General features: G+C 71.9%; 12 protein-coding genes. 4 read left to right on the forward strand and 8 right to left on the reverse strand.

Going from position 1 to position 14,741, the window contains the following annotated elements; translation table 11 throughout:
- The 7 genes from MR1_RS15825 to MR1_RS15855 all read right to left on the reverse strand — a co-directional run.
- On the reverse strand, window positions 1–947 hold a 947-nt coding region (locus MR1_RS15825), incomplete at its 3' end, for a sensor histidine kinase (RefSeq protein WP_174522552.1).
- A gap of 107 nt (window positions 948–1,054) precedes the next feature.
- The gene (locus MR1_RS15830) at window positions 1,055–2,584 is read right to left on the reverse strand and encodes an amidohydrolase (RefSeq protein WP_255218175.1); all 1,530 of its coding nucleotides are present in this window, start codon (window positions 2,582–2,584) and stop codon (window positions 1,055–1,057) included.
- Entirely contained in the window at window positions 2,581–3,237 is a 657-nt protein-coding gene (locus MR1_RS15835) for an FMN-binding negative transcriptional regulator (RefSeq protein WP_174522553.1), read from the reverse strand. Before MR1_RS15835 ends, MR1_RS15830 begins: the two co-directional genes overlap by 4 nt.
- Window positions 3,238–3,270: 33 nt before the next feature.
- Window positions 3,271–4,755 carry an alanine/glycine:cation symporter family protein gene (locus MR1_RS15840; protein WP_067249107.1) on the reverse strand — a complete coding sequence of 495 codons (1,485 nt, stop codon included), beginning with the start codon at window positions 4,753–4,755 and terminating at the stop codon, window positions 3,271–3,273.
- Between the two features lie 104 nt (window positions 4,756–4,859).
- On the reverse strand, window positions 4,860–5,870 hold the full coding sequence (locus MR1_RS15845; RefSeq protein WP_067249109.1) for an Fpg/Nei family DNA glycosylase: 1,011 nt from the start codon (window positions 5,868–5,870) through the stop codon (window positions 4,860–4,862).
- Window positions 5,870–6,355 carry a ribose-5-phosphate isomerase gene (locus MR1_RS15850; protein WP_067249111.1) on the reverse strand — a complete coding sequence of 162 codons (486 nt, stop codon included), beginning with the start codon at window positions 6,353–6,355 and terminating at the stop codon, window positions 5,870–5,872. The genes MR1_RS15845 and MR1_RS15850 overlap by 1 nt, the downstream gene beginning before the upstream one ends.
- A 20-nt stretch (window positions 6,356–6,375) precedes the next feature.
- On the reverse strand, window positions 6,376–7,581 hold the full coding sequence (locus tag MR1_RS15855; RefSeq protein ID WP_067249113.1) for a ferrochelatase: 1,206 nt from the start codon (window positions 7,579–7,581) through the stop codon (window positions 6,376–6,378).
- A gap of 131 nt (window positions 7,582–7,712) precedes the next feature.
- On the opposite strand from MR1_RS15855, the gene pepN reads away from it, so the two are divergent.
- The 4 genes from pepN (at window position 7,713) to MR1_RS15875 (ending at window position 13,703) form a co-directional block, all read left to right on the forward strand.
- Entirely contained in the window at window positions 7,713–10,298 is a 2,586-nt protein-coding gene (pepN, locus tag MR1_RS15860) for an aminopeptidase N (protein WP_067249115.1), read from the forward strand.
- Window positions 10,299–10,396: 98 nt separating this feature from the next.
- Window positions 10,397–11,590 (forward strand): mechanosensitive ion channel family protein, encoded by a 1,194-nt coding sequence (locus tag MR1_RS15865; protein WP_084344798.1) that lies wholly within the window; start codon window positions 10,397–10,399, stop codon window positions 11,588–11,590.
- Complete coding sequence (locus MR1_RS15870; RefSeq protein WP_067249118.1) at window positions 11,587–12,042, forward strand: globin; 456 nt, start codon at window positions 11,587–11,589, stop codon at window positions 12,040–12,042. The genes MR1_RS15865 and MR1_RS15870 overlap by 4 nt, the downstream gene beginning before the upstream one ends.
- A complete protein-coding gene (locus MR1_RS15875) occupies window positions 12,039–13,703 on the forward strand; it encodes an FAD-binding dehydrogenase (protein WP_067249120.1) in 1,665 nt (554 codons plus the stop codon). Before MR1_RS15870 ends, MR1_RS15875 begins: the two co-directional genes overlap by 4 nt.
- On the opposite strand, the gene MR1_RS15880 is transcribed toward MR1_RS15875, so the two are convergent.
- Window positions 13,676–14,741: transketolase-like TK C-terminal-containing protein (locus MR1_RS15880; protein WP_303621330.1), on the reverse strand; the 1,066-nt coding region annotated here is incomplete at its 5' end. The genes MR1_RS15875 and MR1_RS15880 overlap by 28 nt on opposite strands.

The following is a 14,741-nucleotide window of genomic DNA, read 5'->3' on the forward strand; positions in this document are numbered from 1 at the left end:
CGCGACTCCTGCGCGAGGCGCTGCGCCGCCTCCGCGTCGCCCGCCGCGGCGCGTCGCTCGATGGCGCCGAGATCCATCTGCAGCCGGACCAGACGCTGCTGCGGGCCGTCGTGGATGTCCCGTTCGAGCCGCCGGAGGGCCAGGTCCTCGGCCTGGATCGCGGCACCCCGGGACGCGTCCAGCTCCGCGACCTCGGCCTCGTGGTCGTCCGCGTCCCAGCGGCCGAGCATCCCGGCGGTCGCGGCGTGGTGCAGGCGCACGAGCCCGCGCAGCACGAGCGGAAGCGTGACCAGGAACACCAGCCCCACCACCAGGTACATCATCGAAGCCCACAGGTGCGGATCCGGATCGGGATCGATGCCGCCGAAGAGGTGCTCCACGGCCCAGCCGACCCACACCTGCTCGGAGTTGCCGTCCGGGATGAACGAGGCCCAGAACCAGTAGGTCGGACCGCCCAGCGCCATGGCGAGCCACGACACCCCGAGTCCGAACGCGAGGATCGCGATGACGGGGCGCACGAGGACGGCATGCACGAGGGCCATCCAGTAGTGGCCGTTGCGCAGCGGCTGGGTCAGACCCGCCCATCGTCCCTCCCCGCGCCCGCGCCGCCAGTCGGGAGCGGGGAACGCCGGCATCCCGACCCACCGCTGCAGCGCGGTGTCCGCGGCGGCGAAGCCACGGGAGAGGAAGAGGGAGGCCACCATCAGCGGGACGCCGATCACGAGGACCAGCGTCCCGACGCCGAGCAGGAACACGCTGACGCTCAGCCCCATGGCGAGGATCGCCAAGGGCAGCGAGAGGATCGCCAGGTAGACGGCCGCGCGCGGCGCCATGATCCACGCCGCGGCGTAGCCGCGCGAACGTGCCGCGGGTGCGGCCGGCGGATCGGACAGGGGCCTGGTCATCGTCGCCTCCGGGGCGGGTCGGGTGGTGTCCTGCAGGGTCATCGGGTCCTCCGGTTCCGGCCGGACGACCGCGGCGGTCGTCCTCCGTCCAGGATCCCGCGGGCGTATCCGCGTCCGCCATGCGGTGGCCGCCCCGAAGGATGGTGGGGCTATCCCCCGTATCCGGGGTCGAGGTATGTCGCCCGACCCGCCAGCAGCGTCGCCTGCACGGGCATGCTCCGCAGCTCGGCGGCCGACGCGGACGACGGATCGAGACCGCACAGGACGAGATCGGCGTCCGCTCCGGGCCGGATCCGGGCCGGAGACTCCCCGTCCGTGCCGGTCCCTCCGCGGCCGCTGGCCGCGAGGGCCGTATCGACGTCCAGCCGCTCCTCGGGGTGCCAGGCGGGCCGGTCGTCGTCGGTGCGGTGCACGGCCGCAGCGACCGCCAACCAAGGATCGAGCGGGGCCACGGGCGCATCGGAGCCGAACCGCAGGGACGCCCCGGCGCGATGCAGGGAGGCGAGGGGGTAGGCGAGGGCGGTCTGCGCGGCCCACAGCGCATCCGCGGCATCGCGATCGTCGACGGCGTGCTGCGGCTGCACGCTCGCCGCGACCCCGAGGCGCGCGAAGCGCGCCAGATCGGCATGACGCACGAGCTGGGCGTGCTCGATCGTCCCCGTCGCCCCGCTGAGCGCGAACGCGTCGAACGCCGACGACAGCGCCACGTCCCCGATCGCGTGGACGGCGGCGTCGATGCCCGCGCCGGCGGCGCGGACCAGCATGTCGCGGAGCTCTTCGGGGGCGACGGTGAGCACCCCGTGGTTGTGCGGGTCGTCCGTGTATCCCGCCGAGCACGCGGCGGTGCGCGTGCCCAGGGAGCCGTCGGAGATCACTTTCAGCGGGCCGCGTCGGACGAGGCCGAGCGGATCACCCTCGATCCCCGATCCGCTCGTCCATCCCTCCGCGATCGCGCGGTCCAGGTGATCGGGGTAGACGGCGAACGCGACCCGGTGGGCGTCGAAGCCCGCGGCCAGTCGCCGCGCCCAGGCATCCTCGTTCCAGGCCATGTCGAAGTCCACGATCCCGACGACGCCGCGCGACGCGGCGCGGCGGGCCGCATCGGCCACCGCGGCGTCCGCGAGGGCGGGCTCGGCCGCGTTCAGCCGACGAGAGATCTCGAACGCGTCCGCCTCCCGGAGCAGTCCGTCCATCGTGGGCGCGAACCCCTCGCGACCGAACGCCGCGGAGTTCAGCCACACGCTGTGGACGTCGGCGTTGATGAGGTACGTCGGCACGTCGCCGGTCGCGGCGTCGAGGAGCCCCAGGTCCGGAGCGTCCGTCCACCGCACGGCACGATAGCCGCTGCCCACGCGCCGGCCGTCCGGAAGCACCGCCGCGCGGGACATCCGATCGGCGGCCTCACGCGCGGATCCGACGTCGCCCAGCGGCTCGCGCTGCGCCGCGAGCGCCCACTGCACGGTGTGGACGTGATGATCCCAGAGGCCGGGCACGACCCAGCTCCCGTCACCGTCGAGGATGCTGCCGCGGGCGAGGCGGCTGAGGTCGAGCGCTCCCGTCGGCGCCACATCGGCGATGCGCCCGTCCGCGATCAGAATGTCCACCGGCTCGTCCGTGGGAAGCAGGCTCCGCTCGGCGGTCGCCACCCGGACGGCCCGCAGCGCCCCGACGAGCGTCACGATCCGGCCCGCGCCGCGCGTGCCGCCCTGCGCGCGTCCTGGGCGCGTCGCATCTCGGCGGCCAGCGCCGCGTTCGCGAACGGACCGGTGCCCGACAGCTCCGCGATCACGTTCTCGATGACCTCGTCCGGACGGTTCTGACTGAGCTTGCGTTTGGCCGTCACCCGCGTGGGCGTCAGCCGGAAGCCGACCGTCCCCGCCTCCAGCCGGCGCACGAACGCGTCGTCGTTCGGCGGGGCCCACATCCCTCGCGGCTGCGGAAGGGCCCCCTCGAACCGATCGACGAGACGCTCGAGCACACGCAGGTTCTCCTCCGTGGACAGGATCTCGGGGATGCCGGAGAGGTGGACGGCGACATAGTTCCACGTCGGGACCGCCGCGGTGTCCCCGTACCACCCCGGGGACACGTAGCCGTGCGGTCCCTGGAACACGATCGTCAGCTCCTCCCGCCCGAGTCCGAGGACGAGGTCGTCTGGGCGTCCGACGTGGCCCAGCACCGTCAGGTCCTCGCGCTCGGGGTCGAGGAGCACCGCGTAGTGGGACGCGGTCGTGCCCTGTGCGTCCCGGCCGACGAGGGTCGCCCACGGGTGGGCGTCGATCACCCGGCGCAGCTCCGCCGGGTCGGTCATCGCGAAGCTGGGGTTCTGACGCACTCCCTCAGCCTAGGCCCCCGGATGCGGAGCGGATCAGCCCTTGGCCTGCTTCACGACGGGGATCGCCTGCGTCTTCCAGTCGTCGTAGCCGGGGTCGCCCGCCATGAACGACTCGATCTCCCCCTTCGAGGCGCGCAGCTTCGGATCGTTGTCCAGGTACTTCTTCGTCTCGCGCGCGATCAGCGGCGACAGGATGAGCAGCCCGATGAGGTTCGGCACCGCCATCAGCCCGTTCATCACGTCGGAGAAGGACCAGACGACGTTGAGCTGGACGGTGCACCCCACGAACACGACCAGGGAGAACAGGATGCGGAAGGGCATCACCGCGCGTCGTCCGATCAGCCGCTCGATGTTGCGCTCCCCATAGTAGGACCACCCGAGGATCGTCGACGCGGCGAACATGACGAGCCCGATCGTGACGATGTAGTGCCCCCACTCTCCGGGAAGCCCGTGGGAGAACGCCTGGCCGGTCATCAGCGCGGGGCTGATCTGCTCACCGGTGGCGGGATCGATCGCCTTCCAGGTGCCCGTGGCGACGATGACGAGCCCCGTGCACGTCACCACGATGATCGTGTCGATGAAGGTCTGCGTCATCGACACCAGACCCTGGCGCACCGGATGGCTGGTCTGCGCGGCCGCCGCCGCGATCGCCGCCGAGCCCATCCCGGACTCGTTCGAGAAGATTCCGCGCGCCACGCCGAACTGGACCGCGATGATGATCGCCGATCCCGCGAAGCCGCCGACCGCGCTCGTCCCCGTGAACGCCTCCGAGAAGATCTGCGCGAAGGCTCCCGGCAGCGCGCCGACGTTCGCGATGAGGATGTACAGCGCGCCGAGCACGTAGAAGATGATCATGATCGGCACGAACCCCGCGGTCACGCGTCCGATCGACTTGATGCCGCCGACGAGGACGAGCAGGGCGAACACGGTGAGCACGACGCCGGTCACCCACGTGGGCACGGCGAAGCTCGCCTCCAGGTTGGTCGCGATGGAATTGCCCTGGGTCATGTTCCCGATGCCGAAGCAGGCGAAGACCGCGAAGACGGCGAACAGGAGCGCCAGGGTCTTGCCGAGGGGTCCCCGGATGCCGCGCTCCAGGTAGTACTGCGGGCCGCCGGACTTCTCCCCGGCCGCGTCCGTCGTCCGGAACCGCACGCCGAGGAACGCCTCCGAGTACTTCGACGCCATCCCGAGCAGGCCCGTCACCCACATCCAGAACAGGGCGCCCGGTCCCCCGATCCCGATGGCCGTCGCGACGCCCACGATGTTCCCCGTCCCCACCGTGGCCGCCAGCGCCGTCGTCAGCGCCTGGAACTGCGAGATGTCTCCGTCGGACCCGGGGTCCTTCCGAGTGAACAGCCCCAGGCGCAGCGCCGATCCGAGACGCAGGAACTGGATCCCGCCGAGGCGGATCGTGAGGTACAGCCCCGTGCCGAGCAGCAGCGGGATGAGGAAGAACGGCCCCCAGATGAGGCCGCCCAGGAAGTCGAGCGCGGATTGCAGGCCGGAGAGATCCATGGGGCTCCTGTCGGTGCGTCGGTGCAGCGGACCCGTCCACTTTATGCAGCAACGCGGCCGAGATCACCAGCGCGGGGTGTCCCCGGCGTGTCCGCCGACGTCCGTCACGCCTGGCAGGAGGGGCACCAGTAGAGCTTGCGCGCGCCGATCTCCTCGAGCACGATGTCCGTTCCGCAGACGCGGCACGGCAGGCCGGCCCGGTGATACACCCAGTGCCGATCGTCGCGATGCGCCATCGCCGCTCGGTACTGCTCCGGGGTGAGGTCGTCCATCGTCATCATTTGCCCGGTCTCGACGCCGATCGCGAGCAGCCGGACCCAGTCGCGCCAGAGCGCGCGCACGACGTCCTCCGGGACGGCCCTGCCGGGCGTGTGGGGGTTGAGCCGCGCGCGGAAGAGCATCTCGGCCCGGTAGACGTTGCCGATGCCGCTGACGACCGCCTGGTCCATGAGCAGCAGCGCGATGGGCGTGCCCTTCTTCCGCACCGCCGCGACGAAGCGCTCTTCGCCCTCGGCCGGGTCGCCGACCAGCGGGTCCGGGCCGAGCTTCGCGACCGTGGCGAGCATCTCGTCGGGTGTCTGCAGCACGCAGGCGGTCGGCCCGCGCAGATCGGCGCACGTGACGTCGGTGAGCAGGCGCAGGCGCACCTGCCCGACGACGGGCGGCGGCCACTCGTCCCCTTCGTCCGCCAGTCCCCTGGTCTGCTCCGACATCCGGACGTGGACCCGGGTCTTCCGCGGTGCGCCGATCGAGGAGAGCGAGTTCTCCCCGGCGGTGTCGAGGATGGGAGCGTCGAGCTCGGAGTCGAGCTCCGTGCCCCGCTGGTTCGTCTGCCCCATCCGCCCGTTCGCCGAGGCGATCGTGGGATCCACGAGGATGTCGCCGGCGAAGTCCCAGGCCCCGTAGAGACCCAGGTGCACGCGCAGCCACAGGTCCCCCTCGGTCTCGAGGAACATCTGCTTCCCCACCGCTTGGACGCTCTCCACGACCCGGCCGTCCAGCAGCGCCGCCCCTTCGGCGAATCGCCCTTGCGGGCTCGAGGCGGAGACGGGCTTGCCGACGAAGTTCCGGGCGAACTGGCGGGCGATCCGGTGGACGGAGTGACCCTCGGGCATCAGGCGCGCGGGTCCGGGAGCAGCGAGCCGTCGCGCTCGAAGTCCGCGATCTGACCGATCCGTCGGACGTGCCGCTCGTCACCCGAGAAGGGAGTCGCGATGAACCGGTCGATGAACTCCGCGACCTGCTCGAAGGTGTGCTGTCGAGCGCCGATCGCGATCACGTTCGCGTCGTTGTGCTCGCGCGCGAGCTCCGCGGTCGCGATGCTCCACACGAGGGCGGCGCGGATCCCCTCGACCTTGTTCGCGGCGATCTGCTCGCCGTTGCCGGAACCGCCGAACACCACGCCGAGCGCCTCGACCCCGGCGCGCTGGTCCGCGATGGTGGCCTGAGCCGCGCGGATGCAGAAGGCGGGGTAGTCGTCGAGCGCGTCGTACTCGACCGGACCGTGATCGACCACCTCGTGACCGGCCGCGGAGAGGTGGTGCTGCAGCTGGGTGGAGAACTCGAGACCGGCGTGATCGGTGGCGATGTGGATGCGCATGGGCCAATCCTACGGAGGTGTCAGGGGGCGATGCCCGCGGCGGCAGGGCGGAAGCCGAGGCGCACGTTCTCGCAGTCTCCCGGCCGAGACACGTCGTACCACGGACCGAGCTCGGTCAGGTGCGGGCGCTCGGCCGCCGGGGTGCCGTGGACGCGCTCGAGGACGAGGTCCACGAGACCGGAGACGAACGCCGGATGCGTGCCGGGCGTGGGCGTGCGGATCATCCGCAGCCCTGCCTCCGCGGCGCTCTCCATGGCCTCGGTGTCCAGGTCCCAGAGCACCTCCATGTGATCGCTGACGAAGCCCAGGGGCACGACGACCACGGCCCGGGCGCCCCGGTCGGGGAGCTCGGCGATGACGTCGTTGATGTCCGGCTCCAGCCACGGCTGGGTCGGCGGGCCGGAGCGCGACTGGAAGACCAGCTCCCACGGCAGGGTGCCGGCCTGCGGGACCGTCTCGGCGAGCGTCGACATGATGTGCGCCGCGACGGCACGGTGCTGCGCCTCGTACGCGCCGCCCTCGCCCCAGTCGCGGTCCCGGGGGCCCGAGCGACGCGCGTCGTCGACGGGGATGCTGTGCGTGGAGAAGAGGACCGCGATCGCCTCGGGAGCGATGCCGTCGCCGAGCAGGGTCCGCACCGCCGCCTCGACGCCCTCCTGGAAGGGGGCGACGAACCCGGGGTGGTCGAAGAAGAGGCGGACCTTGTCCGCGGTGAGCACGCCGCCGAGCCCGGACTCGTCCATCGCGATGGCGATGTCCTCCCGGTACTGACGGTCGCTGGAGTAGGAGCTGTAGGCGCTGGTGGCCAGGACCAGGAGCGTGCGGTGTCCGTCCTGCGCCGCGGCGGTGAAGGCCTCGTGCAGGTACGGGCCCCAGTTCCGGTTCCCCCAGTAGACGGGCAGGCCGAGGCCTCGGCGGGCGATCTCCGCCTCCAGGGCCGCCTTGAGCTCCCGGTTCTGCGCGTTGATCGGGCTCACGCCGCCGAAGTGCCGGTAGTGGTGCGCGACCTCCTCGAGGCGCTCGTCGGGGATCCCCCGCCCGCGCGTGACGTTGCGCAGGAACGGGATCACGTCGTCCTGGCCCTCCGGTCCGCCGAAGCTCGCCAGCACGACGGCGTCGTAGTCGACCGGCACCTCCACGTGCGCGGGGCCGGAGCGGGCCGCTTCGGAGGCGTGCAGGACGGGGACGGCTGTCTGAGGCGTGGCGGGATCGATCACGTCCTCCATGCTCCCACCTCACACCTTTCACTCAGCCGAGGATGGCAGTGAACGTGCGCTGGCGTAGGCTGTCAGGGTTGCCGTCGCCGCCAGCAGCGTGAAACCGCGGCAGATCCCCTCACCCCATGGGAGACCGAGTAGTGCCTGGAGAGAACCTCACCCGTATCGAGGCGCAGGAGCGCCGCGAGATCGTCGACACGCAGTCGTACGAGATCTCGCTGGATCTGACGAAGGGGGCGGAGGTCTTCGGATCCCGCAGCGTCGTGCGCTTCACCGCCACGCCCGGGGCCTCGACCTTCATCGACCTCATCGCCCGCGAGGTCCGCGAGATCACGCTCAACGGCGAGCCGGTCGACGTGGACTCCGCCTTCGCCGACTCCCGGATCCGGCTCACCGGTCTCGCGGCCGAGAACACGCTGATCGTGGACGCGGACTGCCTCTACACGAACACCGGTGAGGGCCTGCACCGATTCGTCGACCCGGTGGACGGCGAGGTCTACCTGTACTCCCAGTTCGAGGTCCCCGACTCCCGCCGGGTCTTCGCCGTCTTCGAGCAGCCCGACCTCAAGGCCACCTTCCAGTTCACGATCACGGCCCCGGCCGCGTGGAAGGTCGTGTCCAACTCCCCCACCCCGGAGCCGATCGTGCACGACGCCTCGACCGGCTCCGGCACCGGCGAGAAGCCCGCGGTCGCGACCTGGGGCTTCGAGCCGACGCCGCGGATCTCCTCGTACATCACCGCCATCATCGCCGGCCCGTACGAGGCGACGTTCTCCGAGCTCACCAGCGCCTCCGGCCGGGTGATCCCGCTCGGCGTCTACGGACGAAAGAGCCTCTGGGAGCACCTCGACGCGGACTACATCTTCGACAAGACCCGCGAGGGCTTCGCGTACTACGAGGAGAAGTTCGGCGTCCCGTACCCGTTCGCGAAGTACGACCAGCTCTTCGTCCCGGAGTTCAACGCCGGAGCGATGGAGAACGCCGGGGCGGTGACGTTCACCGAGACCTACGTGTTCCGCAGCAAGGTGACCGACGCCGTGAAGGAGCGCCGCGTCGTCACCATCCTCCATGAGCTCGCCCACATGTGGTTCGGCGACCTCGTGACCATGAAGTGGTGGAACGACCTGTGGCTGAACGAGTCGTTCGCCGAGTGGGCGTCGACGATCGCCACCGCCGAGGCCACGGAGTGGCGCGAGGCGTGGACGACGTTCAACGCCATGGAGAAGACCTGGGCCTACCGTCAGGACCAGCTCCCGTCCACGCACCCGATCGTGGCCGAGATCAACGACCTCGACGACGTGCAGGTGAACTTCGACGGCATCACCTACGCCAAGGGCGGATCCGTCCTCAAGCAGCTCGCCGCCTGGGTGGGCATCGAAGCCTTCTTCGCCGGCGTCTCCGAGTACTTCCAGAAGCACTCCTGGGGCAACACGGAGCTGAGCGACCTCCTCGTCGAGCTCGAGCGCACCAGCGGACGCGACCTGTCGACGTGGTCCAAGAAGTGGCTGGAGACCGCCGGGGTCAACACGCTCTCCCCGGTGATCGCCGAGGCGGCGGACGGCACGATCTCCCGATTCGCCGTGACCCAGACCGCCCCCGCCGACTACCCCACCATCCGGCCGCACCGGCTCGGCATCGGCTTCTACGACCTCGACGAGGCGGGCGCGCTGGTGCGTGTGCACCACGTCGAGGTGGACGTCGACGGCGACCGGACGGAGATCCCCGAGCTGCAGGGACGGAAGCGTCCCGCGCTCGTCCTGCTGAACGACGAGGACCTGGCCTACGCGAAGATCCGTCTCGACGAGCGCTCGCTGGAGACGGCGATCGCGCACCTCGCGGACATCAGCGACCCGCTCGCCCGGTCGCTGGTCTGGGGCGCCGCCTGGGACCAGACGCGCGACGCGGAGAGCGCGGCCTCGGACTACCTCGACCTCGTGCTCGGCAACATCGGCCGCGAGACCGAGTCCACCACCGTCCGCACCACGCTGGCGCAGCTCCAGACCGCGGCGTCGCTGTACGTCACGCCGGAGAACCGCGTCGCCGCCCGGACGCGGGTGGCGGACGGGCTGTGGGAGCTCGCGCAGGCGGCCGCTCCCGGCAGCGACAGCCAGCTCCAGTTCGTCGCCGCCTTCGCCAACGCGCTGGTGACGCCCGAGCACGCGGACACCGTCCGCCGGCTGCGCGACGGCGATCTGACCCTGGACGGGCTCACGATCGACACCGACCTGTCCTGGCAGCTGCTGGCGGGGCTCGCCGCCGCCGGTGCCGTGGACGCCGCGGACATCGACGCCGCGCTGGCCGCCGACAACACGTCGAAGGGGGCCGAGTTCGCCGCCCAGGCGCGGGCCGCGCTGCCCACGCCCGAGGCGAAGCAGGCAGCCTGGGCCGCGCTGGTCGAGAACGACGACCTGTCGAACACCCTCGTGCGCTCGTCCGCTCTCGGCTTCACCCACCCGTCCGGCGCCGCACTGCTGCGTCCGTTCGTGGCGTCGTACTTCGACAGCCTGCTGCCGCTGTGGGAGGGCCGGACGTTCCAGGTCGCGAACTACCTGATCGTCGGGCTGTACCCCAAGGCCCTCGCCGACGAGGAACTGCGTAGCGCGACCCGCGCCTGGCTCGCCGCCCACCCCGACGCCGCGCCGGCGCTGCGCCGGCTGGTCCACGAGAACCTCGCGGACGTCGACCGCGCCCTCGCCGCGCAGGCCCGCGACGCCGATCAGGGCTGAGCGCCGTCGACGGGGCCGGGCGATCCGTCGTCCGGCCCCGTCGTTCTCCCTCGTGATCCTCAGTCTCCGCCGAGGTGGCCGGAACTAGGATCGTGACGATGCACATCCTCCCCACCGCCCCCTCGACGGAAGACGTCACCGAAGAGGCGCTGACCCTCTGGCAGCAGTTCCTCAAAGGCCTCGGCGAAGCCGGAATGAACCTCCTCTGGTGCGTGCTCGCCATCGCGGGCTGCGTCCTCGCCGCGTACCTGCTTCGCCTCGTGATCCGGAGGGTCGTGCGCCGGATCGTCGACGGCGCCAAGAACAAGGCACGCGTCACGGACACCCAGGCCCTGGAACGGTCCCCGCTCGCCGACATGCGCCTCGTACAGCGCACTCGCACCCTCGGCACGATCCTGCAGAACATCGTCAACGTGATGCTCGGCATCGTCGGGATCATGATCGTCGTGACGATCCTCGCCCCGAACCTGCTGGGATCCCTCACCCTCCTGACGGCCGCGGCCGGCGCCGGTCTCGGCTTCGGCGCGCAGAACATCGTCAAGGACGTGCTCAACGGCCTCTTCATCGTCGCGGAGGACCAGATCGGGATCGGCGACGTCGTCGACCTGGGGCTCGCCACGGGCGTCGTCGAGTACGTGAGCGTGCGGGTGACGCAGGTCCGCGACGTCAACGGCACCCTCTGGTACGTGCGCAACGGCGAGGTCACCCGGATCGGCAACATGTCGCAGGGCTGGGCCCGTGCGATCGTGGACGTCGGGGTCGCGCCGGACGCCGACGTCGCCGCCGTCGAGGAGGCGATGCTCTCCGCCGCCCAGGGCCTCGCGAAGGACCCGAAGTGGCGCACGCGGATCGTCGAGAAGCCCGAGCTGTGGGGCCTGGAGGCCGTCGACGGCGAGGCGCTGGTCGTGCGCATCGTCATCAAGACGCGGGCGAACGCCATGGACGACGTGGCGCAGGAGCTGCGTCGTCGGCTGCGCTCCGCGATCGCCGAGATCGGCGTCGCGCTCCCGAGCCTCGCCTCGGTGCAGCTCACCGGCCCCGAGGGCGCCCGGCGGGTGCGCGGTGCGAACCCGCCGCAGACCCGGCCCACGGCGGTGACGGGCGTGCCCGAGCGGGGCTTCTGGCGCCGGCGCAAGCCCGAACAGGACCCGACGCCCACTCCCCCGTCGCCGACCAAGCCGCCGGCCCCTGCGCCGAAGAAGGGGTCGGGGCACGCGAAGGGCCGTCCGGCGCGCCCGGACGCCGACACAGCTGACGGCACCGACGACGGCCGCGATCAGGAGAAGCCATGACCCTCACCTTCTACGAGGAGGTCGGCGGCGCGGACACGTTCCGCACGATCGTCGACGTGTTCTACCGAGAGGTCTCGCAGGATCCGGTCCTCAAGCCGATGTACCCCGAGGAGGATCTGGGGCCCGCCGCCGACCGCCTCCGGATGTTTCTGGAGCAGTACTGGGGAGGTCCGACCGCGTACGGGGAGCAGCGCGGGCATCCCCGGCTGCGGATGCGGCACATGCCGTTCCGGGTCGATCCGGACGCGCGCGACCGGTGGCTGCGCTGCATGCGCACGGCACTCGACGAGGCGAAGCTGTCACCGCTGCACGACGCGACGCTCTGGGACTACCTCGAACGCGCCGCGTATGCGATGGTGAACACGATGGAACCCGCGGGGATCGGTCCGCAGGCCGCCGGCCGGCCGACCCTGGAGACCCGCGCCGCGCAGAGGCCGACGGAGACCCCATGACCACGACACCCGCCATCCGCTCCACCGACGTCCTTGTGATCGGATGGGGGTTGGCGGGTCTGGTCGCCGCCGCCGAGGCCGTCTCGGCCGGGCGGCGAGTGGTCATCGTCGACCAGGAGCCGCGCACGAACCTCGGCGGACAGGCGTGGTGGTCCTTCGGCGGGCTCTTCCTGGTCGACTCGCCCGAGCAGCGCCGCATGGGGATCCACGACTCCCTGGACCTCGCGCGGCAGGACTGGTTCGGCACCGCGGGGTTCGACCGGCCCGAGGACGAGTGGGCGCGGCGCTGGGCCGAGGCGTACGTGCAGTTCGCCGCCGGCGAGAAGCGCGCCTGGCTCCACGAGCGCGGCGTGCGCTTCTTCCCCGTCGTCGGGTGGGCCGAGCGGGGCGGTTACGGCGCCACCGGGCCGGGTAACTCCGTCCCGCGCTTCCACATCGTCTGGGGCACCGGCCCAGGGATCGTCGCGCCGTTCGCGGACACGGTCGCCGAGGCGGAGAAGCGCGGTCACCTCACGGTTCTGCCCCGCCACCGCGTGACGGGCCTGGTCGTCACGGACGGCGCCGTGACCGGTGCGCACGGAGACGTCCTGGCCAGCTCGCCGTCGGCGCGCGGCATCCCCTCCTCTCGCGACATCGTCGGCGCCTTCGAGATCCATGCCGGCGCGACGGTCCTGGCGTCGGGGGGCATCGGCGGAAACCACGACCTCGTGCGGAGGATGTGGCCGGCGTCGCTGGGCGCGCCTCCCGCCGACATGCTCACCGGGGTGCCGGCGTACGTGGACGGATCCGGGTTGCAGATCGCCGCGGACGGCGGCGCCCGGGTCGTCAACGGCGATCGCATGTGGCACTACGTGGAGGGGATCCGGAACGTCGATCCCGTCTGGCCCGGCCACGGCATCCGCATCCTCCCGGGACCCTCCTCGCTGTGGCTCGACGCGACCGGCGCCCGGCTCCCCGTTCCCCTGTATCCCGGGTTCGATACGCTGGGCACGCTCGCGCACCTGCGCGGCACCGGCTACGACCACTCGTGGTTCGTGACGTCGCAGCAGATCGTCGAGAAGGAGTTCGCGCTCTCCGGCAGCGAGCAGAACCCGGACCTGACCGGCAAGGACGTCGCGCTGCTGCTGCGCTCGCGGGTCGGGAAGGGGCCCACCGGCCCGGTCCAGGCGTTCCTCGACCGCGGCGAGGACTTCGTCGTGGAGGACGACCTCGGACGCCTCATCGCCCGCATGCGGGAACTGCCGGGAGGCGACGCCCTCGACCCGGATCGGGTCCGCGACGAGGTCGTGGCCCGCGACCGCGAGATGTCCAACGACTTCACCAAGGACGCCCAGATCGCGATGCTGCGCTCGGCGCGCGCCTATCGCGGCGACCGCCTCATCCGCACGGCCGCGCCGCACCGTCTCCAGGACCCCGCGGCGGGCCCGCTGATCGCCGTGCGGCTGCACGTGATCACTCGCAAGACGCTCGGCGGGGTGCAGACCGATCTCGACGGCCGGGCCCTGGAGGCCGGCGGCGCGGCCATCCCCGGCCTGTTCGCCGCGGGCGAGGCGAGCGGCTTCGGCGGCGGGGGCGTCCACGGCTACCGCGCCCTGGAAGGGACGTTCCTCGGCGGATGCCTCTTCTCGGGCCGTCAGGCCGGGCGGGCCGCCGCACGCTGAGCGAGGAGCTCGCGGGCCACGTCGGCCACGTGCTCCGGGGTGATGCCGTGCCTCGCCAGGATCTCCTCCCCCGCGCCCGACTCGCCGAACGTCTCGACGCCGACGACGCGTCCGTCCCGACCGACCCAGCGATACCAGCCGTCCCCGCGACCCGCCTCGATCGCGACGCGTGCGGACACCGACGCAGGAAGGACCTCCTCCTGCCACGCCGGGTCGCTCTGCGCGAACCACTCCAGGCTCGGCAGCGACACCACGCGGACCGCGACGCCGTCGTCCGCGAGCATGCGGGCGGCCGCCACCGCGACCGCCACCTCGCTGCCGGTCGCCAGGAGCGCCAGGTCGTCCCCGGCGTCGTGCTGCCAGCGGACGTACCCGCCGGAAGCCGTGAGCCGCGACGCCTCCGCGCCGCCGGGCAGGGTGGGAAGACCCTGCCGCGAGAGAACCAGGGCGGCCGGCCCGGACGGGCGGACGAGCAGGCGGCGCCAGGCGCCGATCACCTCGGCGGTGTCCGCCGGACGGATCACGGCGAGTCCCGGCACCGTCCGCAGCGACGCCACCTGCTCGACCGGCTGATGCGTCGGCCCGTCCTCCCCCACGGCGACCGAGTCGTGCGTGTAGACGTACACCGTCGGCAGCCCCATGAGCGCGGCGAGGCGGATCGCGGGGCGCTGGTAGTCGCTGAACGCCAGGTATGTGGAGCCGAACGGCCGCCAGAGGCCGTGGAGCGCGATACCGCTCAGGATCGCCGCCATCGCATGCTCGCGGATGCCGAAGGGGAGGAAGGCTCCGCCCGGGGCCGCGGCTGAGACCGCGTCGCCCGGGATCGCGACGTTCGTGGACTCCGACAGATCCGCCGATCCGCCCCAGAGCCCACCCCACCGCTGCAGGGCGGCGATCACCTGCCCGTTGGCCTTGCGGGTCGCCACCGGCTCCCCCTCCTCGGGGAAGCGGAGCCCGTCCAGCACGGCGAGGGCCTCCGCGGCGTCGGGGTCGCGCGCGCCGAGCACCGTCGGCACCGCCGAGGAGGCCGCCAGGCGG

Origin of the sequence: Microbacterium resistens NBRC 103078 (genome assembly GCF_001552355.1) — a bacterium.
Taxonomy (GTDB): domain Bacteria; phylum Actinomycetota; class Actinomycetes; order Actinomycetales; family Microbacteriaceae; genus Microbacterium; species Microbacterium resistens.

Bases quoted from the DNA above. Each gene is read 5' to 3' on its own strand.
- MR1_RS15840 (WP_067249107.1), bottom strand. From the start codon at position 4,755: ATGGATCTCTCCGGCCTGCAATCCGCGCTCGACTTCCTGGGCGGCCTC.
- MR1_RS15845 (WP_067249109.1), bottom strand. From the start codon at position 5,870: ATGCCCGAGGGTCACTCCGTCCACCGGATCGCCCGCCAGTTCGCCCGG.
- MR1_RS15850 (WP_067249111.1), bottom strand. From the start codon at position 6,355: ATGCGCATCCACATCGCCACCGATCACGCCGGTCTCGAGTTCTCCACC.
- MR1_RS15855 (WP_067249113.1), bottom strand. From the start codon at position 7,581: ATGGAGGACGTGATCGATCCCGCCACGCCTCAGACAGCCGTCCCCGTC.
- MR1_RS15865 (WP_084344798.1), top strand. From the start codon at position 10,397: ATGCACATCCTCCCCACCGCCCCCTCGACGGAAGACGTCACCGAAGAG.
- MR1_RS15870 (WP_067249118.1), top strand. From the start codon at position 11,587: ATGACCCTCACCTTCTACGAGGAGGTCGGCGGCGCGGACACGTTCCGC.
- MR1_RS15875 (WP_067249120.1), top strand. From the start codon at position 12,039: ATGACCACGACACCCGCCATCCGCTCCACCGACGTCCTTGTGATCGGA.